This window comes from Pseudomonas sp. PIC25 (assembly GCF_002286785.1).
Lineage (GTDB): Bacteria > Pseudomonadota > Gammaproteobacteria > Pseudomonadales > Pseudomonadaceae > Pseudomonas_M.
Genome location: NZ_MUJY01000040.1, coordinates 49,636 through 67,967 on the forward strand (window position 1 = coordinate 49,636; position 18,332 = coordinate 67,967).

Genomic DNA, 18,332 nt, shown 5'->3' on the forward strand with positions numbered 1-18,332 from the left:
CATCCATGTCCTGGTTCATTCTGTTTTTCGCCGGTCTGTTCGAGGTCGGCTGGGCCGTCGGCCTGAAATACACCGACGGTTTCAGCCGTCCCCTTCCCACCCTGCTCACCGTCGGCGCCATCCTGGCAAGCCTGGGCCTGCTCGGCCTGGCCATGAAGGAACTGCCCCTGGGTACCGCCTATGCGATCTGGACCGGCATCGGCGCGGTAGGCACCGTGATTGCCGGTGTGATCCTGTTCGGCGAGTCGCTGGCCCCACTCCGATTGGCCAGCGTGGCGCTGATCGCCTGCGGCCTTGTGGGGCTCAAGCTGAGCCATTGAGTGGAATGCCATCGGCGGCACGTAACCCTGTAGGAGCGAGCTCTGCTCGCGAAACAGGCAACACAAGCGCTTCGCCCGCAGAGCAGGCCCCTACGAAAAGCACGCAATCGTAGGAGCGAATTCATTCGCGATTGGCGAAGCTCCGCCGTCACCCCATCGCGAATGAATTCGCTCCCACATCTGACAATCCATCCCCATCGCAAAAGGCCGATGCCGTCATCCTTGTAGGGGCGGATTTATCCGCCCGCGCGACATCGAACGACCTTACCGCACCGCCCCGCGCAATTCGCTCACCTGGGCCTGGAGCGTCTGCCGGTCGGCGTTCTCCGGCGCCAGGGCCGGGCCGGCGACCAGGGTGATGCGCGACCAGAAGCGTTTGAAAAAGCCCTTGTTCGGGTCGCGGCTGAAGAAGCTACCCCACAGCCCCTGCAGTGCCATGGGGATCACCGGCACCGGGTTTTCCGCGAGGATGCGCTCGACGCCGGCCTTGAACTCGTTGATCTCGCCGTCGCCGGTCAACTTGCCCTCGGGGAAGATGCATACCACTTCGCCGTTCTTCAGGTATTCGCCGATCTTCTGGAACGCCGCGTCGTAGATCAGCAGGTCTTCGTTGCGCCCGGCGATAGGCACGGTACCCGCAGTGCGGAAGATGAAGTTGAGCACCGGCAGGTTGTAGATCTTGTAGTACATGACGAAGCGCACCGGCCGGCGCACCGCGCCGCCGATCAACAGGGCGTCGACGAAGGAAACGTGGTTGCACACCAGCAGCGCCGGCCCCTCATCCGGGATGGCGTCCAACCCCTTGTGTTCGACCCGGTACATCGAGTGGCCGAGCAGCCAGACCATGAAGCGCATGCTGAACTCGGGGACGATCTTGAAGATGTAGGCGTTCACCGCGACGTTCATCAGCGATACAGCGAGGAACAACTCGGGGATCGACAGCCCGGCGACAGTCAGGAAGAGGATCGCGACGATGGCCGAGATCACCATCAGCAGCGCGTTGAGGATGTTGTTCGCGGCGATCACCCGGGAGCGCTCGTGCTCGGCGGTACGGGCCTGGATCAGCGCGTACAGCGGGACGATGTAGAAGCCGCCGAACATGCCGATGCCCAGCACGCAACCGAGGACGGCCCAAGCCTGGCCGTGGGCGAGCACACCCAGCCAGTCGTGCGGCTGCGCGGCCAGGGGGAAGCCGCCGGACAGCCACCAGAGGAGGATGCCGAACAGGGTCAGGCCGGCGGAGCCGAAGGGCACCAGGCCGATTTCCACCTTGTGCCCGGACAACCGCTCGCAGAGCACCGAGCCCAGCGCGATGCCCACGGAGAACACGGTGAGGATCAGCGTCACCACGCTTTCATCGCCGTGCAGCAGGTCCTTGGAATAGGCCGGGATCTGCGTCAGGTAGACCGCACCGAGGAACCAGAACCAGGAGTTGCCCAGCATCGAGCGCGACACCGAGGGCAATTGCTTGACCAGCCCCAGGCGGAGGATGGCCCAGGATTGCCGGAAGATGTTCCAATCCAGCGCCAGCTCCGGCAGCGCTGCGTGGGCACGGGGGATGCCGCGGCTGGCCAGGTAGCCCAGCGCCGCCACCAGGATCACCGAGGTGGCCACGATGCCGGCGTAGCCCTCGAAGGACATCATGATCCCGGCGCCGATGGTGCCGGCGAGGATGGCCAGGAAGGTACCCATCTCAACCAGAGCGTTGCCGCCGACCAGCTCTTCTTCCTTGAGGTGCTGCGGCAGGATCGAATACTTCACCGGCCCGAACAGCGCCGACTGGGTGCCCATGCAGAACAATACGGCGAGCATCAGCGGCAGGTTGCCCAGCAGCAATCCGGTCGCACCGGCGGCCATGATGACGATCTCGGCGAACTTGATCGCGCGGATCAGCGAGTCCTTGGCGTACTTCTCGCCGAACTGCCCGCCGAGGGCGGAGAACAGAAAGAACGGCAGGATGAACAGCAGCGCGCAGAGGTTCACCAACAGGCTTTTGTCCGCACTGGAACCGAGCTTGTAGAGAATGGCGAGGATCAGCGACTGCTTGAAGATGTTGTCGTTGAAAGCCCCCAACGACTGGGTGAGGAAGAACGGCAGGAAACGCCGTTTGCCGAGCAAAGCGAATTGAGAGGGTGCGCTCATAGTCCCTTACCTGATAGCCCGTGATGGCCTGCCCTATTGGATGGCAGGAAGCCAGCCGGAAGCCACAGGTTTTTACGCGTTTTTTGCGCGGATCGAGGCAAGAGGCCCGAGCCCCGCGTCTGGCGCGGGGCTCGGAAGGCGTCAGAAAGAAACGCTGGTCTGCAGATACACCGTACGCGGCTGGCCGAGATATTTACCCCGGTTGGTGTCGGTGGAGCGCGTGTAGTACTCGCGGCCGAACAGGTTCTTCACCCCGGCGGCCAGCTTGAGGTTGGCCAGTTGCGGGCCGAAGGCGTACTCGCCGCGGGCGTTCCAGTAGCCGAAGCCGGGAATCTCGCCAAGGGAGCCGTCGGCGCTCTCTTCATCGGTGTTGGCCGCATCGGCGAACTGGCGGGATTGCGCATAGCCGTCCAGGTTCCAGGTCCAGGGGCCGGTCTCGTAGCGCAGGCCGAGGGTCGCCACTTCGCGGGAGTAGAACGGCAGGTCGTTGCCCTCGTTCTCGCCCTCCTCGCGGGTCGCCTTGGTCAGCGCCAGCGAGGCGTAGATCGACAGCCCCTGCAGGCGCGGGTCGAGGCCCGCCAGTTCGTAGCCACCGGCCATTTCCACGCCGCGGTGCAGCGTCTTGCCGGAGTTGACCCAGATATCCCCCGCCGACTGGTATTCGAGCTGGTCGTCGAAGTCGATCTGGAACACCGTCAGTTCGGCATTCCACAGACCGTCGTCGTAACGGGTGCCAACCTCGTAGGTACGCGCCTTTTCCGCCTTCAGGCTGGCGTCGCGGGAAAGCTGGTAGTGCTGGATGCTGCCGAACGAGGTGTTGGCGTTGGCGTACAGCTTCCAGGCATCGGACAGGTGGTACATGACGTTCAGCGACGGCAGCGGCTCGCGGGAGCGCTGCTGGCTCTTTTCGCCGTCCAGGCGGTTGGTCGAGTTGACCCGCACCCGCTCGTAGCGCACGCCGGGAGTGACGGTCCAGTTGCCGATATCGATGCGGTCGTCGATGTAGAAGGAATGCGCCTCGGTGTCGGCCACGTTATAGATGGCCAGGCGCTTGGGCACGCTGTACGGATCGCCGCCGGTGCCGAAGCCCCTGCGGTCGTAGCGCTTCTCGGTGGAGTCCTCTTCCATGTAGCGGTAGCCGATGCCCACTTCGTGGCTACTGTCGCCGGCGTAGAAGATTTGCGAGTAGCGCGGCTCGATGCCGAACACCTCGTAGTCGCGCGGCAGTTCACGCAGCCAGGTCATGCGCTGCGGCGTGTTGTTGGCGAGCATGCCGCTGCGGTAGCTGGTGTTGTAGAAGGCGGTCACCTCGAACTGGCGCTCGGCGTCCGGGGTGCGGGTGTACTTGACCACCGCCTGCTTGCGGTCGCCTTCGAAGCTGTCGTACGGGCGGGTGCTCTGGTACGGGTCGGCATCGAAATCGGCGGCACTCAGGCCGCCCGGCATGTCGGCGTCGGCCTGGTAGAACTGCAGGCTGCCGGACAGCTCGTCGATATCGCTCAGCGCGTACTTGTACTTGAGCATCACGTCGTCGATGCGGGTACCGCTGTGGTCGCGGTAGGTATCGCCACGCACGCCGGAGTACAGCAGCGCCGCGCCCAGGCCGTTGTCGGCGGTACCGCCGAGGAAGGCATTGGTACGGTTGAGAAAGCCGCCCTGGGCCGGTGCCGATTCGGTCTGGTAGCTGATTTCCCGCACCAGTTCCTCGGGAATTCCACGGGTGACGAAGTTGATGATGCCGCCGACGTTCTGCGGGCCGTAGCGCACCGCGCCGCCGCCGCGCACCACGTCGATGGACTCGATGTTGCCCAGGCTGGTGGGCGCCAGGGACAGTTGCGGCTGACCGTAGGGCGCGATGGCCAGGGGAATGCCGTCCTGCAGGATGGTGGCGCGCGGCGACAGGCGGGAAGTCAGGCCGCGGCTGCCGACGTTCAGCGAGATGTCGCTACCGCCCGTGCCGTTGCTGTCCTGCACCTGCAGACCGGGGACCCGGCGCAGCACGTCGCGCACGTTGCTGGCGCCGCTCTCCTCGATCTGCTGGCGGCGCACCACGGTCCGCGCGCCGGGATGGTTCTTCACGTCCTGCTCGGACGCCTCGCCGAGCCAGTCGCCGACTACCGTAGTCTCGCCGAGATCATGGGTCTCGGCCGCGATCAGAGGCAAAGAAGAAAAAGCCAGGGCAACGCCCAGGGCCAGGCGCGAAGGCATGCAGACAGACGACATCACTTGTCTCCCCCAGAGAAAAAGAACAGAAGCGGACCTGTCCGAGCGGACAAGACCCAAAGGTTGGGGCGGGACTATATGTGAATTCGTATCGACTGTTAATAAGAATGCTTACAATTTCTTGACAAAAATCGCCTTGGGTTTCCAAACGACGACCGGCCTCCGTTTCCCACCGGCTTATTGATCCAGGACAGCATTCGCCCTGGCCTCGATCGTCAAACTGCAAGCCTGAAAAAGAGACACCCAGATGTCTCAACTCATCCATGCCTGCTGGAGAACCTACCCATGAAGCTGTTCTACCCGCTGATCTGGGGTTGCGTGCTAGCTTCCGTGCTGTCGCTGGCCAGTGGCGTTGCGCTGTCGCTGACCACCGCCCCGAACGCTACCCCGGCCGCAGATCAGACGAGCGCCGTCCGCTAACCCCGTATCCGGTCCATCATCGTTTTTCCGGCCGCGGCTTGCCCGCGGCCCAGCCATTTCCAGGAACACACCCATGGGGCCACATCGCGTTCACCATCAGATCCTGCGCAGCCATCACCTTTTCGAGCCGCTGAGCGACGACCAGCTCAAGGAACTGCTCGCCGCCAGCCAACTGCTCAACCTCGAGAAAGGAGACACCCTCTTCAACCAGGGCGACAAGGCGACCGCGTTCTACTTCGTCATCTCGGGCTGCGTGAAAATCTTTCGCCTGACGCCGGACGGCCAGGAGAAAATCTTCGAGATCATCGGCGACCGCCAGACCTTCGCCGAAGCCATGATGCTCATGGACACGCCCAACTATGTGGCCTCCGCCCAGGCCGTGGGGCCGACCCAGCTCTACCGTTTTTCCAACGCCGCCTACATGCGCCTGCTGCAGGTCAACCAGCAACTGACCTTCGCCCTGCTCGGCAAGCTCTGCGTACGTCTGCATCAGCGTCTGAACGAGATCGAGACCCTCTCGCTGAAGAACGCCACCCACCGGGTGATCCGCTACTTCCTCAGCCAGATGGCGCAGCTCCCCGAGGACGAGAACCGCATCGAGCTGCCGGTGGCCAAGCAACTGGTGGCCGGGCACCTGGGTATCCAGCCGGAGACTTTCTCGCGAATCATCCGCCGCCTGAGCGACGAGGGCATCATCGACCTCGACGGCCGGCAAATCCGTATCCTCGACCGCCAGCGCCTGGAGCAATTCGAGTGAGGCTTGATCGCCATCAAGCGTGAACGCGCGCATGGCATGCCAGTCTTCGCCCCCGGAGGTGACCCATGGCGAACTGTCTGTACTGCGGAGAAGAGCACCCGGCCGGCACCGTCGCGTGCCGGCGTTGCGGCATGCCGCTGCCGGTGCGAGCGGACGGCGCGGCGGCGCGCCGGCAGAGGCGTTTCCTCTGGTTCTGCATCGGTCTGGCGCTGTTCTGCGCAGCGATGATCGTCTGGCTGCCGCGCAGCCTGTCCTGACCCGTCCCCTCGCCATCAGCGCTGGGTCAACTGCCGGTACAACTGCGGCAGCCGCAGCGGCAACTGCCGGGGTTGGCGGATCAGCGTGTAGCCGTTGGCGCCGAACATGTACGGCAGGTAGTCGCCGGCCTCCTGATCGATGGTGATGCAGAACGGCAGGATGCCCTGGCGGCGTGCCTCCATCACCGCCTCGCGGGTGTCCTCCACCCCGTAGCGCCCCTCGTAGAGATCCAGATCGTTGGGCTTGCCATCGGTGACCAGCAGCAACAGCTTGCGCCGCTGGCCGCGCTCGGCGAGCAGACGGCTGGCCTGGCGGATCGCCGCGCCCATGCGGGTGTAGTAGCCAGGCTTGAGCGCCTGGATACGCCCACGGGTGTGGTCGTCGTAGCGTTGTTCGAAGGCTTTCAGTTCCGACAGGCGCACCTGTTGGCGGCGCAGCGAGGAAAAGCCGTAGAGGGCGAAAGGATCGCCAAGAGCGGATAGGGTTTCGCCGAACAGCAACAGGCTGTCGCCGATCACGTCGATGACCCGGTGCTCGTTGTCCAGATGTGCCTCGGTAGACATCGACAGGTCCGCCAGCAGCAGGCAGGTCAGGTCGCGGCGGGTCTGCCGCTGTTCGAGGAACAGGCCCTTCTCGACGCACTGGCCGTGGCGGCGCTCGACGTGGAAATCCAGCCAGGCCTGCAAGTCCAGTTCATCGCCCTGGGGCTGCTGACGCAGCCACTGGCGGTCGTTGCGCAGGTGTTCGAACTGGCGCCGCAGCCGCCGCGCCAAGGGGGCGAGGCGGTCCGGCAGGGGCTTCGGCTCGGCGCCGCGCGGCAGCATGCGCTGCACCTGCACGAAGTCGGCTTTCAGGCGCTGCTGGCGGTAATCCCATTCCGGCAGCAGCAGACCTTCGCCCAGCGGCAGGTCGTCGGCCTCCGCCGGCGGCAGGTCCAAGTGCAGCTTGAGCCCGCCGCCCTTACGCAAGCGCTGGCGCGACAGCGCCATCTCGTCGAGGTCCTCCGCCACGCGGGCGGCGTCCAGGTCTTCGCTGTCGTCGCCGCAGCGATCCAGATCGACATGCTCGGACCAACTGAACAGGTTCTCCAGGCGAAACAGCAGCAGGCCGCCCTTGCTGGTGTTCTCCTCTACCCGCCGGGCCCGCTTGCGCAGGTCGTTGCGCTGGCCGGCCGACGATTGCAGGGCGCTCTCATCGTCCTCATCGAGATTACCAGCCTGGGGCTGGTCGAGGCGTTCGGCGGGGTACAGCCAGAGCGGCAATGGCCAGGGCGCGCGTTCGCTGGACGGAAACGCCGAAACGCTGCCGGGCGCGCGCAGGGCCTGCTGCAAGGCGCGTTCGAGGGCGGCCTCGCCGGACGGCAGGCGCGCCGGATCCGGGCGCAGCGGCAGGTGTGCCTCCACCAGCGCGCGGTAGCGCGGACGCAATGCCGGATAGCGTTCCAGCAGCGCACAGGTCCAGGCCTGGTTGTCCCGCGCCCAGTGGCGCATGTCGCCGGCCTGGGCGGCGAGCAGCGCCAGCCAGCGGTACAGCTCGCGGTTCAGTGCGGCATCGGGATACACCGCCAGACTTTGCGGCAGGCGCAGGTGGCTCGCGTCGCACCAGGCCACCGGCAGTTGCTTGCAGGTGCCGGCCACCTGTTGCAGCAGGCTGCGCCGCAGCAACAGGTCACGCGGGTTGGCCGCCGCCACGCCGACGCCGCTGGCGCCGCCGAGGGCGCGAAACAGCACGCCAATGGCACGCTGTTCGCTCTCCAGCTCGACCCGCGCCTCCGGGAAGTCCGGGCTGGCGTGGCGGGTGATGAAGCGGTGCCAGGCGCTGCCGACCCACTCTTCCAGTTCGACGGTAAAGGCCATGACTCACTCCGCTGCCGAGGAAAAAACGGCCCGGTCTGTCGCCAGCCGGGCCGTTGCGTGCATCAGAACCAACCGCTTCAGGCCGTGACGGCGGCCGCCACCGGCAGCCGGCCGCGCTGGCGGAAGCTGAACAGGTAGCAACCGAGGCCGATGAAGAACAGCACCCCGGCCACCAGCCGCAGCCAGAAGAACACGGCAAGCTGGTCCATGGTGTTCATGAACGACATGGCCGCGCCGTCCGCCGGCAGCCGCTGCAGCCACACCTGCACCACGCCGGCGGCGGTGAGGAACAGGGTGATGGCCATCATCGACAGGGTCATCAGCCAGAAGCCCCAGACCTCGACGGTCTGCGCCCGCGCGTCCGGCGCCTCGCCGATGCCCCGCAGGCGCGGCATGGCGTAGCTGATCATGGTCATCACGATCATCGCGTAGGCGCCGTAGAAGGCCAGGTGACCGTGGGCCGCGGTGATCTGCGAGCCGTGGGTGTAGTAGTTCACCGGTGCCAGGGTGTGCAGGAAGCCCCATACGCCGGCACCGAGGAAGGCGGTGACGGTGGTGCCGATGGCCCAGAGCGCGGCGGCGCGGTTCGGGTGCTCGCGACGGCGGCGGTTCACCATGTTGAAGGCGAACAGCACCATGGCGAAGAACGGCAGCGGTTCCATGGCCGAGAAGATCGAGCCCAGCCACAGCCAGACACCCGGCGCGCCGATCCAGAAGAAGTGGTGGCCGGTGCCGATGATGCCGGTGATCAGGGCCATGGCGATGATCACGTAGAGCCACTTCTCGATCACCTCGCGGTCTACGCCAGTGATCTTGATCAGCACGAAGGCCAGCATCGAGCCCATGATCAGCTCCCACACGCCTTCCACCCACAGGTGCACCACCCACCACCAGTAGTACTTGTCGCGGGCCAGGTTTTCCGGGTTGTAGAAGGAGAACAGGAAGAACACCGCCAGGCCGATCAGGCCGGTCATCATCACCATGCTGATGGCGGTCTTGCGGCCTTTCAGCAGGGTCATGCCGATGTTGTAGAGGAAGCCCAGGGCCACCACCACGATACCGGCCTTGGTGATCGTCGGCTGTTCGAGGAACTCGCGGCCCATGGTCGGCAGCAGTTCGTTGCCGGTCAACTTCGCCAGCCCGGCATAGGGCACCAGCAGGTAGCCGAGGATGGTCAGCACGCCGGCGATGGCGAATACCCAGAACAGCAGCAGCGCCAGTTTCGGGCTGTGCAGCTCGCGATCGGCCTCCTCGGGGATCAGGTAGTAGGCCGCGCCCATGAAGCCGAACAGCAACCAGACGATCAGCAAGTTGGTGTGCACCATGCGGGCGACGTTGAACGGGATCAGCGGGAACAGGAAGTCGCCGACCACGTACTGCAGGCCCATGATCAGGCCGAACAGGATCTGCCCGACAAAGAGCATCAGGGCGAACACGAAGTACGGCTTGGCGACGGCCTGCGAGGCGAATTTCAGATGGGGATTGGTCAGGCTCATGAATCAGCCCTCCTTGTTCGGCGGCCAGTCGTTGGTGTTGATCTGCGAGGTCCACTTGAGGAAGTCGGCCAGATCGTTCACCTCATCCTCGCTGAGGTTGAACTGCGGCATCGCGCGGCGCCCCGGCACGCCCAGCGGCTGGGCCTTGAGCCAGGCGTGCAGGTAGGGCTTGAAGCCCGCCTCGCCGCCCCGGCGCACGTACACGTTGCCCAGCTCCGGCGCGAAGTACGCGCCCTCGCCCAGCAGGGTGTGGCAACCGATGCAGTTGTTCTGTTCCCAGACCAGCTTGCCGCGCACCACCGACTCGGTCATCGCCGCCTCGTTGGATCGCTCGGGAAAGGTCTGCTCGCTGTGGTAGGTCAGGGCCAGGAACACCAGGAAGAAGAACACGCTCCCCCCGAAATAAATGTTCCTGGCCATGCCCTTGGTGAAGGTCTCTGACATGGACGCCTCCTCATGGCTGTGCGCGGCCATTCTAGGAAGCGCCACGGCGAAACCCGCTTGATGAGAATCAAGAAAACCGATTGGAACAGTCAGGATTCAGCGCAGGGCCAGGGTCAGCCCGATGGCCGCCGCCATCGCCAGCGGCCAGGCCAGCAGCAGGCCGCGCCAGAAACGCGGCGCGCGATGCAGCTCCATGAAGCGGTCGACGATCAGCCAGGCCTTGCCCAGCGCGGCGACCAGCACGCCGCCGGCCATGAGCGCACCGCTGCCGGCCGAACCGAAACCGACGGTGACCAGCGACAGCAGCGCCAGGCCGATCCAGCACAAGGACAGCGTCTTCATCGCAGCACGTAGACCAGCGGGAACAACAGCACCCAGACCAGATCGACCATGTGCCAATAAAGCACACCGGACTCCAGCCCGCTGCAACGCCCCGGCCCGTAGGCCCGCTGTCCGCAACGCAGGGCCAGGAAGGCGAGAATCGCCATGCCCAGCAGCACGTGGAGGAAATGGAAGCCGGTGAGAATCCAGTAGAGGGTGAAGAAGGTGTCGTGCTCGATGTCCAGGCCGAGCCGCGCCAGATGCGTGTACTCGCCCAGCTTGAGCACCACGTAGACCACCGCCGAGGCCAGCGCGGCGAGCAGCAGCACGGCGGCCCGGCGCGGCCGGTCGTCGCGCACCCGCTGCACCGCCAGCGCCGCCAGCCAGCCGCCGGTGAGCAGGCTCAGTGTCAGCGCCAGCCCGGTGGAACCGTCCAGCGCTGCCTGCCCCTCGGCGAACAGCGCGGGATGCAGCAGCCGGGTGACGGCGAAGGCCAGGATCAGCAGACCGAACACCGCCAGCTCGGCGAGGATGAAGAACCACATCGCCAAGTCGCCCGGCAAAGGGCGGACGGCGATCTCAGGCGAAGTGGACATCCACCACGTCCATCAGCGCAGCGACAGTCTGCGGATCGTCCGACAGCGGCTCGGCGAGGCAGGCCAGGCAAGCTTCGCGCGGCGCCACGCCGGCACCGATCAGGCGCGCGGCGAAGATCAGCAGGCGGGTCGAGGCGACTTCCTCCAGGTCGTGCTGCTCCAGGCGGCGCAACGCCTGCCCCAGGGCGACGACCCGCTCGGCCAGCTCGATATCCACCTGCGCCTCGTGGGCGACGATGCGTACCTCCTCCGCAGCCTCGGGGTAGTCGAAGCGCAGGGCGACGAAGCGCTGGCGGGTGCTGGGCTTCATGCCTTTGAGCAGGTTCTGGTAGCCGGGGTTGTAGGACACCACCAGCATGAAGCCGGGCGGTGCGCGCAACGCCTCGCCGGTGCGCTCGATGTACAGCTCGCGACGGTCGTCGGCCAGCGGGTGCAGCACCACGGCGGTGTCCTGCCGCGCCTCCACCACCTCGTCCAGATAGCAGATGCCACCCTCGCGCACCGCGCGGGTCAGCGGGCCGTCCTGCCACCAGGTGCCGTCGGCGCCGATCAGGTGGCGGCCGACCAGGTCGGCGGCGGAGAGGTCGTCGTGGCAAGCCACGGTATACAGCGGCAGCTCCAGGCGCCGGGCCATGTGCTGGACGAAGCGGGTCTTGCCGCACCCGGTGGGACCCTTGATCAGCACCGGCATGCCGTGCCGCCAGGCCCGCTCGAACAGCGCCACCTCGTTGCCGAGCGGCGCGTAGAACGGCAGGTCATGGCCAAGGGAAGAAAGGACGGCGGACACGGGAATCACCTCGGACGGCAACGGAAACTGCCCCGCACGCTACCGGCCCCTGCGACAACGTGACAAGTCGCACGCCGGGCAAACTTGATTCCGGTCAAGCGCCTCGTCGGGACACCCGGCATAGGGTCTGTCACGGGCTTTCAGCGCCTTCAGACCTGTTCAACGTCCAGGCAATGAACAGGCCCTTGGAAAAACGCTTCAACGCCGTGAACAAGCACATGGAACGCCGCCCCGCCGGCGCTCTCAGGAGGAATACATGACAACCGTTGGCAAGCCGTTCGCCGCGACCCTGGTCGCTACCCTGTCCCTGCTCGGCCTGGCCGTCGCCCAGGCCGCGACCAACCTTGAAAACGCCGATGCCGCCCAACGCGGCCAGGCCTCAGCCATCGACCCGGCCAGCGCCCAGGTCGTCCACACACCGGGGGCCCCCGACCTGAGCGAGGCGGAGTTCACCCAGGCCAAGGAAATCTACTTCCAGCGCTGCGCCGGCTGCCACGGCGTGCTGCGCAAGGGCGCCACCGGCAAGCCGCTGACCCCGGACATCACCCAGGAGCGCGGCCAGGCCTACCTCGAGGCGCTGATCACCTATGGCTCGCCGGCCGGCATGCCGAACTGGGGCACGTCGAACGCGCTGACCAAGGACCAGATCACCCTGATGGCCAAGTTCATCCAGCACACCCCGCCGACCCCGCCGGAGTGGGGCATGGCCGAGATGCGCGAATCCTGGAAGCTGCTGGTCAAGCCGGAAGACCGGCCGAAGAAGCAGCTCAACAACCTCAACCTGGGCAACCTGTTCTCCGTCACCCTGCGCGACGACGGCAAGATCGCCCTGATCGACGGCGACAGCAAGAAGATCGTCAAGACCATCGAGACCGGCTATGCGGTACACATCTCGCGCCTGTCCGCCTCCGGCCGCTACCTGCTGGTGATCGGCCGCGACGCCAAGATCGACATGATCGACCTGTGGCCGAAGGAGCCGACCAAGGTCGCCGAGATCAAGGTGGGCATCGAGGCGCGCTCGGTGGAGACCTCCAAGTACAAGGGCTACGAGGATACCTACGCCATCGCCGGTTCCTATTGGCCGCCACAGTTCACCCTGATGGACGGCGAAACCCTGGAGCCGAAGCAGATCGTCTCCACCCGCGGCATGACCGTGGACAAGCAGGAATACCACCCCGAGCCACGCGTGGCAGCGATCATCGCCTCCCACGAACGGCCGGAGTTCATCGTCAACGTCAAGGAAACCGGCAAGGTGTTGCTGGTCAACTACGAGGACATCGACAACCTCACCGTGACCAGCATCAACGCCGCGCCCTTCCTGCATGACGGGGGTTGGGACAGCACCCACCGCTACTTCATGACCGCTGCCAACAACTCCAACAAGATCGCCGTGATCGACTCCCGCGACCGCAAGCTCACCGCTCTGGTGGACGTGGGCAAGATTCCGCACCCGGGCCGCGGCGCCAACTTCGACCACCCGAAATACGGGCCGGTCTGGGCCACCAGCCACCTGGGCGACGAAAGCATCTCGCTGATCGGCACCGACCCGGAGAAGCACCCGCAATACGCCTGGAAGCACGTCGACACCCTCAAGGGCCAGGGCGGCGGCTCGCTGTTCATCAAGACCCACCCGCAATCGCGCCACCTGTACGTGGACACCACCTTCAACCCCGACGCCAAGATCAGCCAGTCGGTGGCCGTGTTCGACCTCGACAAGCTGGATGCCGGCTACCGCGTCCTGCCCATCGGCGAGTGGTCCGGCCTGAAGGACGGCGCCAAGCGCGTGGTGCAGCCGGAATACAACAAATCCGGCGATGAGGTCTGGTTCTCGGTGTGGAGTGGCCAGGACCAGGAGTCGGCGCTGGTGGTGGTGGACGACAAGACGCTGAAGCTGAAAACAGTGATCCGGGACAAGAGGCTGGTCACCCCGACCGGTAAATTCAACGTCTACAACACCCAGCACGACGTGTACTGAGCCGTCTGGGGCGGGCTTCGCGGCCCGCCCCAGCCCCTCAGCCAAAGGAACTGCGCATGTCTCTCCTCCGCCTCGCCCTGCTCGCCGCCTGCCTGTCCGGCCCCGTCGCCCAGGCCGAGGAACTTGATTCGGCGCGGCAGGCCGAACTGGGCAACCTGCTGCGCCAGGACTGCGGCTCCTGCCACGGCCTGCGCCTGACCGGCGGCCTGGGCCCGGCGCTGACCCGCGAAGCCCTGGCCGGCAAGCCGCGCGAGAGCCTGATCGCCACCGTCCGCCACGGCCGGCCCGGCACCGCCATGCCCGGCTGGGAGGGCCTGCTCGACGAAGCGGACATCGCCTGGCTGATCGATCGCCTGACAGAAGGAAACCCGCAATGATCCGAGCGACCCTGCTGGCGCTCGCCAGCCTGTTATTGACCGCCTGCGCCCACCAGACCGAGCCGCGTGGCAGCGGCGACCTCGGCGTGGTGGTGGAACGCGCTAGCGGCAGCCTGCAGATTATCGAGAGCAGCCACCGCCGCAGCCTCGCCCGCGTCGAGGGCCTGGGCGATCTGTCCCACGCCTCGGTGGTGTTCTCCCGCGACCAGCGCTACGCCTACGTGTTCGGCCGCGATGGCGGGCTGACCAAGGTCGACCTGCTGCGCCAACGCATCGACCGGCGCATCGTCCAGGGCGGCAACAGCATCGGCGGCGCCATCAGCCAGGACGGCTCGCTGATTGCCGTTTCCAATTACGAACCGGGCGGCGTGCGGGTGTTCGATGCCGCCACCCTGGCGCCGATCGCCGAAATCGTCGCCACCCCGCTGGCCGAGGGCGGCAAGCGCTCCCGCGTGGTGGGTCTGGTGGACGCCCCCGGCCAGCGCTTCGTCTTCAGCCTGTTCGACACCGGCGAAATCTGGACTGCTGATTTCAGCCAGGGCCACACCCCGGTCGTCACCCGCTACACCGGCATCGGCAAGCAGCCCTACGACGCCCTCATCACCCCGGACGGCCGCTATTACATGGCCGGGTTGTTCGGCGAGGACGGTATGGCCCGCCTCGACCTCTGGCACCCGGAGCGCGGCGTGCAGCGGGTGCTGGAAGACTACGGCCGCGGCGCGCAGAAGCTACCGGTATACAAGATGCCTCACCTGGAAGGCTGGACCGTGGCCGGCGAGCAGGCCTTCGTCCCCGCCGTCGGCCATCACCAGGTGCTGGTGCTGGACAGCCGCGACTGGCACCAGACCGACCGCATCGACGTGCTCGGCCAGCCGGTGTTCGTCATGGCACGGCCGGACCACCGGCAGATCTGGGTCAACTTCGCCTACCCGGACAACGGCAAGGTGCAGGTGATCGACAGCGAGACCCATCGCATCATCAGCACCCTGGAACCGGGCCCGGCGGTGCTACATATGGAATTCACCGCGCGCGGCGACCAGCTCTGGCTCTCCGTGCGCGACGGCGGCGAAGTGCAAGTCTGGGACCCGTACCGCCTGGAACTGCTCCAATGCCTGCCCGCGCAAAGCCCGAGCGGTATCTTCTTCAGCAGCCGGGCCCACGAGACGGGGCTCTGAGCATGGAACTGGACAGTCTCAGTCGCCGCCTGATCGAGCGCTTCCAGCACGGCATGCCGCTCTGTCCCGAGCCTTACCGGGCGATGGCCGAGGCGCTGGGCTGCACCGAGGCCGAAGTGCTCGACCGGCTGACCCGGCTCCAGGCCGAAGGCGCGCTATCGCGGGTCGGCCCGGTGTTCGAACACCGCCGCGCCGGCGCCAGCACCCTGGTCGCCCTGAGCGTGCCCGAGGCGCGCCTGGAGCAGGTGGCGGCGCGCATCAGCCAGTTCCCCGAGGTAAACCACAACTACCGCCGCGAGCACCGCTACAACCTCTGGTTCGTCCTGACCGGCCCGGACCGCACCCACTTGTCCCGGGTGCTCGACGAGATCGAAGCGGAAACCGGCCTGATGCCGCTGGACCTGCCGATGCACACCGCCTACCGCATCGACCTCGGCTTCCCCCTGGAGACCCTGCGATGAACACCGAGCAACGCCTCGAACTGCGCCGCCTGCTGGAACAGGGCCTGCCGCTGGTGCCGCGCCCGTACCGGCTGTTGGCCGGGCAGCTCGGTTGCGGCGAAAACGAGGTGCTGGCCCAGGTCGGAGAATGGCAGGCGGAGGGACTGTTCCGCCGCGTCGGCCTGGTGCTGCGTCACCACGCCCTGGGCTATCGCGCCAACGCCATGCTGGTGCTGGACATCCCCGATGCCGAGGTGGACGACGTCGGCCGCCGGCTCGGCCAGGCGCCCGGCGTCAATCTTTGCTACCGCCGCCCGCGCCGCCCGCCGCAGTGGCGTTACAACCTGTTCTGCATGATCCACGGCCGCGAGCGCGAGCAGGTGCGCCAGCGCATCGCCGCGCTGCTCGGCGAGCAGGGCCTGGCGCACCATCCCCATGCCCTGCTGTTCAGCACCCGCGCCTACAAGCAATGCGGCGGCCGCTACGCCCCCGCTGCGGAGCGCCACCATGGATGACCTCGACCGCCGCCTGATCGACCGCCTGCAACGCGGCCTGCCGCTGGTGCGCCACCCCTGGGAGGCGCTGGCCGACGAGCTGGCCGCGCCCCCCGCCGAGCTGCGCACACGGGTCCAGGCATTACTGGACGACGGCACCCTCACCCGCTTCGGCCCCATATTCGACATCGAACGCCTCGGCGGCGCCTTCACCCTGGCGGCGCTGGCCGTGCCCGAAACACGCTTCGAGGAGGTGGCCGCACTGCTCCACGGCATGCCCGAAGTGGCCCACAACTACCGCCGCGAGCACGCCTACAACATGTGGTTCGTCCTGGCCTGCGCGACACCCGCCGACGTCGCCGCCAGCCTGGCGCGGATCGAGGCGAGAACCGGCCTCGCCGTGCTCGATCTGCCCAAGGAGGCGACCTACCATGTCGGCCTGCATTTCCCCCTCTGACGCCGATCTGGCACGGCGGCTGGTCGCCCTCACCGAAGCCGGTCTGCCGCTGGTGGAAGACCCCTGGGGCTGGCTCGCCGAACGCCTCGGGCTGAGTCCGGATGCCACCCTGGCATTGCTCGCCCGCCTGCAGGCGGACGGCGCCATCCGCCGCATCGCCGCCGTGCCCAACCATTACCGCCTGGGCTACCGGCACAACGGCATGACCGTATGGGACATCGCCGACGACGCGATCGATCGCCTCGGCCCGGCCGTCGGCGCCCTGCCCTGCGTCAGCCACTGCTACCGCCGTCCGCGCAAGGACGGCTGGCGCTACAACCTGTTCGCCATGGTCCACGGCCGCAGCGCGGCGGAGATCGACGGCTACCGCGCCGAAATCCGCGCCCTGCTCGGCGACGCCTGCCGCGCCGACGATATGCTGGTCAGCAGCCGCATCCTGAAGAAGACCGGCCTGCGGCTGGGTGAACCCCGCTCGCGCACGCGCTGAAAGCGCGACGCCCTGCCGCACCGGGGCCCTCCCCTTTCTTGCGCGAAATCAAGGAGCGCCTCCCGGCCCTCGCCGATCCTGCGGACACAGGACGGCACTCGAATCCAGGAGGATCTGCCCGTGTTGAGGATCAGCCACTACCTGCGCACCCTGGCCGGCCAGAGCCCGGCCCCGCGCAGCGCGCCACCCGGCAGCACGCGCCCGCCGGTGGTGATCTGGAACCTGCTGCGGCGCTGCAACCTGACCTGCCGGCATTGCTACGCCACCTCCGCCGACAGCACCTTCCGCGACGAGCTGGACACCGCCGAAGCCCTGCGGGTGATCGACGACCTGCATGACGCCGGAGTGCGCGTGCTGATCCTGTCCGGCGGCGAGCCGCTCTTGCGCCCCGACCTGTTCCAGCTCGCCGACCACGCGCGGGCACGCGGCTTCTTCGTCGCCCTCTCCAGCAACGGCACGCTGATCGACGAGGGCAACATCGAGCGCATCGCCGCGGCCCGCTTCGACTACGTCGGCATCAGCCTCGACGGCCTGGAAGCGGTGCACGACGACTGGCGCCAGCTCAAGGGCAGCTTCGCCGCCTCGCTGCGCGGCGTGGACCTGTGCCGCGCCCACGACATCCGCGTCGGCCTGCGCACCACCCTGACCCGCCACAATCACCCGCAACTGCCCGCGCTGCTCGACTTGATGCGCGAGCACGACGTGCAGAAGTTCTACCTCTCGCACCTCAACTACAGCGGCCGCGGCAAGCGCAGTCGCGGCGCCGACGCCCATGCCCGGATGACCCGCGAGGCCATGTGGCTGATCTTCGACCGCGCCTGGGAAGACATCCAGGCCGGGCGCGACAGCGATTTCGTCAGCGGCAACAACGACGCCGACGCCGTGCTGCTCCTGCACTGGGCCGAACGGCGCCTGCCGGAGCGGCGCGACGAACTGGAACGCCTGCTGCGTGCCTGGGGCGGCAACGCCTCGGGAGCCGGCATCGCCAATATCGACAATATCGGCGATGTGCACCCGGACACCTACTGGTGGCAGCACCGCGTCGGCAACGTGCGCCGGCAATCCTTCCGCGAACTCTGGCTGGAGCGGCCGGACCCGCTGCTGCAACGCCTGCGCCAACACCCGCGTGCGGTGGGCGGGCGTTGCGCCGAGTGCCGCTGGCTGGCGATCTGCAACGGCAACACCCGCACCCGCGCCTGGGCCGAGGGCGATCTCTGGGCCGAAGACCCCGGCTGCTACCTGAGCGACGCGGAAATCGGCCTGCCCGAACCACGGCGCATCCACAGCGTTTCCCTCTGAGCAAGGAG

Annotated in this window: 20 protein-coding genes; 12 read left to right on the forward strand and 8 right to left on the reverse strand. The window is 66.8% G+C overall.

All coding sequences use genetic code 11. From position 1 onward, the window contains the following. Positions 1–5: 5 nt before the first annotated feature. Positions 6–320 (forward strand): quaternary ammonium compound efflux SMR transporter SugE, encoded by a 315-nt coding sequence (sugE, locus tag BZL41_RS03205; protein WP_084334905.1) that lies wholly within the window; start codon positions 6–8, stop codon positions 318–320. 264 nt (positions 321–584) lie between these two features. Here the strand turns inward: sugE and BZL41_RS03210 are convergent, their stop codons facing one another. After that, the gene (locus BZL41_RS03210; RefSeq protein WP_095597963.1) at positions 585–2,462 is read right to left on the reverse strand and encodes an MFS transporter; all 1,878 of its coding nucleotides are present in this window, start codon (positions 2,460–2,462) and stop codon (positions 585–587) included. A 141-nt stretch (positions 2,463–2,603) separates the two neighbouring features. Next, complete coding sequence (locus BZL41_RS03215; protein ID WP_095597964.1) at positions 2,604–4,685, reverse strand: TonB-dependent siderophore receptor; 2,082 nt, start codon at positions 4,683–4,685, stop codon at positions 2,604–2,606. Between the two features lie 285 nt (positions 4,686–4,970). Here BZL41_RS03215 and BZL41_RS28960 point away from each other — a divergent pair, with 285 nt between their 5' ends. The 3 genes from BZL41_RS28960 to BZL41_RS03225 all read left to right on the forward strand — a co-directional run bounded on the left by BZL41_RS28960 (position 4,971) and on the right by BZL41_RS03225 (position 6,119). Next, positions 4,971–5,105 carry a hypothetical protein gene (locus BZL41_RS28960; RefSeq protein ID WP_256578066.1) on the forward strand — a complete coding sequence of 45 codons (135 nt, stop codon included), beginning with the start codon at positions 4,971–4,973 and terminating at the stop codon, positions 5,103–5,105. Positions 5,106–5,178: 73 nt separating this feature from the next. Further along, positions 5,179–5,862: a Crp/Fnr family transcriptional regulator gene (locus BZL41_RS03220; RefSeq protein WP_095597965.1), complete on the forward strand. Its 684-nt coding sequence runs from the start codon at positions 5,179–5,181 to the stop codon at positions 5,860–5,862. A gap of 65 nt (positions 5,863–5,927) precedes the next feature. After that, the gene (locus BZL41_RS03225; RefSeq protein ID WP_084334915.1) at positions 5,928–6,119 is read left to right on the forward strand and encodes a DnrP protein; all 192 of its coding nucleotides are present in this window, start codon (positions 5,928–5,930) and stop codon (positions 6,117–6,119) included. 15 nt (positions 6,120–6,134) lie between these two features. Here the strand turns inward: BZL41_RS03225 and BZL41_RS03230 are convergent, their stop codons facing one another. From BZL41_RS03230 to BZL41_RS03255, 6 genes are all read right to left on the reverse strand, one after another. Continuing rightward, positions 6,135–7,976, reverse strand: a complete 1,842-nt coding sequence (locus tag BZL41_RS03230) for a nitric oxide reductase activation protein NorD (protein WP_095597966.1) — start codon at positions 7,974–7,976, stop codon at positions 6,135–6,137. A 77-nt stretch (positions 7,977–8,053) separates the two neighbouring features. Beyond that, a complete protein-coding gene (locus BZL41_RS03235) occupies positions 8,054–9,472 on the reverse strand; it encodes a cbb3-type cytochrome c oxidase subunit I (RefSeq protein ID WP_095597967.1) in 1,419 nt (472 codons plus the stop codon). Between the two features lie 3 nt (positions 9,473–9,475). After that, positions 9,476–9,916, reverse strand: coding sequence for a cytochrome c (locus BZL41_RS03240; protein WP_095597968.1), 441 nt, complete (start codon positions 9,914–9,916; stop codon positions 9,476–9,478). Between the two features lie 96 nt (positions 9,917–10,012). Beyond that, complete coding sequence (locus BZL41_RS03245) at positions 10,013–10,258, reverse strand: cytochrome C oxidase subunit IV family protein (RefSeq protein ID WP_095597969.1); 246 nt, start codon at positions 10,256–10,258, stop codon at positions 10,013–10,015. Further along, on the reverse strand, positions 10,255–10,833 hold the full coding sequence (locus BZL41_RS03250; protein WP_095597970.1) for a cytochrome c oxidase subunit 3 family protein: 579 nt from the start codon (positions 10,831–10,833) through the stop codon (positions 10,255–10,257). Before BZL41_RS03250 ends, BZL41_RS03245 begins: the two co-directional genes overlap by 4 nt. Beyond that, positions 10,817–11,587 carry a CbbQ/NirQ/NorQ/GpvN family protein gene (locus BZL41_RS03255; protein WP_170837177.1) on the reverse strand — a complete coding sequence of 257 codons (771 nt, stop codon included), beginning with the start codon at positions 11,585–11,587 and terminating at the stop codon, positions 10,817–10,819. The genes BZL41_RS03250 and BZL41_RS03255 overlap by 17 nt, the downstream gene beginning before the upstream one ends. A 289-nt stretch (positions 11,588–11,876) precedes the next feature. Here BZL41_RS03255 and nirS point away from each other — a divergent pair, with 289 nt between their 5' ends. The 8 genes from nirS (at position 11,877) to nirJ (ending at position 18,324) form a co-directional block, all read left to right on the forward strand. Continuing rightward, positions 11,877–13,595, forward strand: a complete 1,719-nt coding sequence (gene nirS / locus BZL41_RS03260; protein WP_095597971.1) for a nitrite reductase — start codon at positions 11,877–11,879, stop codon at positions 13,593–13,595. A 56-nt stretch (positions 13,596–13,651) separates the two neighbouring features. Beyond that, complete coding sequence (locus BZL41_RS03265; RefSeq protein ID WP_095597972.1) at positions 13,652–13,972, forward strand: cytochrome c; 321 nt, start codon at positions 13,652–13,654, stop codon at positions 13,970–13,972. Next, the gene (locus tag BZL41_RS03270) at positions 13,969–15,147 is read left to right on the forward strand and encodes a cytochrome D1 domain-containing protein (RefSeq protein WP_095597973.1); all 1,179 of its coding nucleotides are present in this window, start codon (positions 13,969–13,971) and stop codon (positions 15,145–15,147) included. The genes BZL41_RS03265 and BZL41_RS03270 overlap by 4 nt, the downstream gene beginning before the upstream one ends. Before the next feature lie 2 nt (positions 15,148–15,149). Beyond that, positions 15,150–15,608 (forward strand): AsnC family transcriptional regulator, encoded by a 459-nt coding sequence (locus tag BZL41_RS03275; protein ID WP_095597974.1) that lies wholly within the window; start codon positions 15,150–15,152, stop codon positions 15,606–15,608. Further along, positions 15,605–16,102, forward strand: a complete 498-nt coding sequence (locus BZL41_RS03280; RefSeq protein ID WP_095597975.1) for an Lrp/AsnC family transcriptional regulator — start codon at positions 15,605–15,607, stop codon at positions 16,100–16,102. Before BZL41_RS03275 ends, BZL41_RS03280 begins: the two co-directional genes overlap by 4 nt. Continuing rightward, positions 16,095–16,538 (forward strand): Lrp/AsnC family transcriptional regulator, encoded by a 444-nt coding sequence (locus BZL41_RS03285; RefSeq protein WP_095597976.1) that lies wholly within the window; start codon positions 16,095–16,097, stop codon positions 16,536–16,538. The genes BZL41_RS03280 and BZL41_RS03285 overlap by 8 nt, the downstream gene beginning before the upstream one ends. Beyond that, positions 16,513–17,025: an Lrp/AsnC family transcriptional regulator gene (locus BZL41_RS03290; protein WP_095597977.1), complete on the forward strand. Its 513-nt coding sequence runs from the start codon at positions 16,513–16,515 to the stop codon at positions 17,023–17,025. Before BZL41_RS03285 ends, BZL41_RS03290 begins: the two co-directional genes overlap by 26 nt. A 120-nt stretch (positions 17,026–17,145) precedes the next feature. Further along, on the forward strand, positions 17,146–18,324 hold the full coding sequence (nirJ, locus tag BZL41_RS03295; protein WP_095597978.1) for a heme d1 biosynthesis radical SAM protein NirJ: 1,179 nt from the start codon (positions 17,146–17,148) through the stop codon (positions 18,322–18,324). The last annotated feature ends 8 nt before the right edge of the window (positions 18,325–18,332 follow it).

Bases quoted from the DNA above. Each gene is read 5' to 3' on its own strand.
- BZL41_RS03230 (WP_095597966.1), bottom strand. From the start codon at position 7,976: ATGGCCTTTACCGTCGAACTGGAAGAGTGGGTCGGCAGCGCCTGGCAC.
- nirS (WP_095597971.1), top strand. From the start codon at position 11,877: ATGACAACCGTTGGCAAGCCGTTCGCCGCGACCCTGGTCGCTACCCTG.
- BZL41_RS03235 (WP_095597967.1), bottom strand. From the start codon at position 9,472: ATGAGCCTGACCAATCCCCATCTGAAATTCGCCTCGCAGGCCGTCGCC.
- BZL41_RS03280 (WP_095597975.1), top strand. From the start codon at position 15,605: ATGAACACCGAGCAACGCCTCGAACTGCGCCGCCTGCTGGAACAGGGC.
- BZL41_RS03240 (WP_095597968.1), bottom strand. From the start codon at position 9,916: ATGTCAGAGACCTTCACCAAGGGCATGGCCAGGAACATTTATTTCGGG.
- BZL41_RS03225 (WP_084334915.1), top strand. From the start codon at position 5,928: ATGGCGAACTGTCTGTACTGCGGAGAAGAGCACCCGGCCGGCACCGTC.
- BZL41_RS03250 (WP_095597970.1), bottom strand. From the start codon at position 10,833: ATGTCCACTTCGCCTGAGATCGCCGTCCGCCCTTTGCCGGGCGACTTG.
- BZL41_RS03285 (WP_095597976.1), top strand. From the start codon at position 16,095: ATGGATGACCTCGACCGCCGCCTGATCGACCGCCTGCAACGCGGCCTG.
- BZL41_RS03270 (WP_095597973.1), top strand. From the start codon at position 13,969: ATGATCCGAGCGACCCTGCTGGCGCTCGCCAGCCTGTTATTGACCGCC.
- BZL41_RS03245 (WP_095597969.1), bottom strand. From the start codon at position 10,258: ATGAAGACGCTGTCCTTGTGCTGGATCGGCCTGGCGCTGCTGTCGCTG.
- BZL41_RS28960 (WP_256578066.1), top strand. From the start codon at position 4,971: ATGAAGCTGTTCTACCCGCTGATCTGGGGTTGCGTGCTAGCTTCCGTG.
- BZL41_RS03220 (WP_095597965.1), top strand. From the start codon at position 5,179: ATGGGGCCACATCGCGTTCACCATCAGATCCTGCGCAGCCATCACCTT.
- BZL41_RS03290 (WP_095597977.1), top strand. From the start codon at position 16,513: ATGTCGGCCTGCATTTCCCCCTCTGACGCCGATCTGGCACGGCGGCTG.
- BZL41_RS03210 (WP_095597963.1), bottom strand. From the start codon at position 2,462: ATGAGCGCACCCTCTCAATTCGCTTTGCTCGGCAAACGGCGTTTCCTG.
- sugE (WP_084334905.1), top strand. From the start codon at position 6: ATGTCCTGGTTCATTCTGTTTTTCGCCGGTCTGTTCGAGGTCGGCTGG.
- BZL41_RS03275 (WP_095597974.1), top strand. From the start codon at position 15,150: ATGGAACTGGACAGTCTCAGTCGCCGCCTGATCGAGCGCTTCCAGCAC.
- BZL41_RS03265 (WP_095597972.1), top strand. From the start codon at position 13,652: ATGTCTCTCCTCCGCCTCGCCCTGCTCGCCGCCTGCCTGTCCGGCCCC.
- BZL41_RS03215 (WP_095597964.1), bottom strand. From the start codon at position 4,685: ATGTCGTCTGTCTGCATGCCTTCGCGCCTGGCCCTGGGCGTTGCCCTG.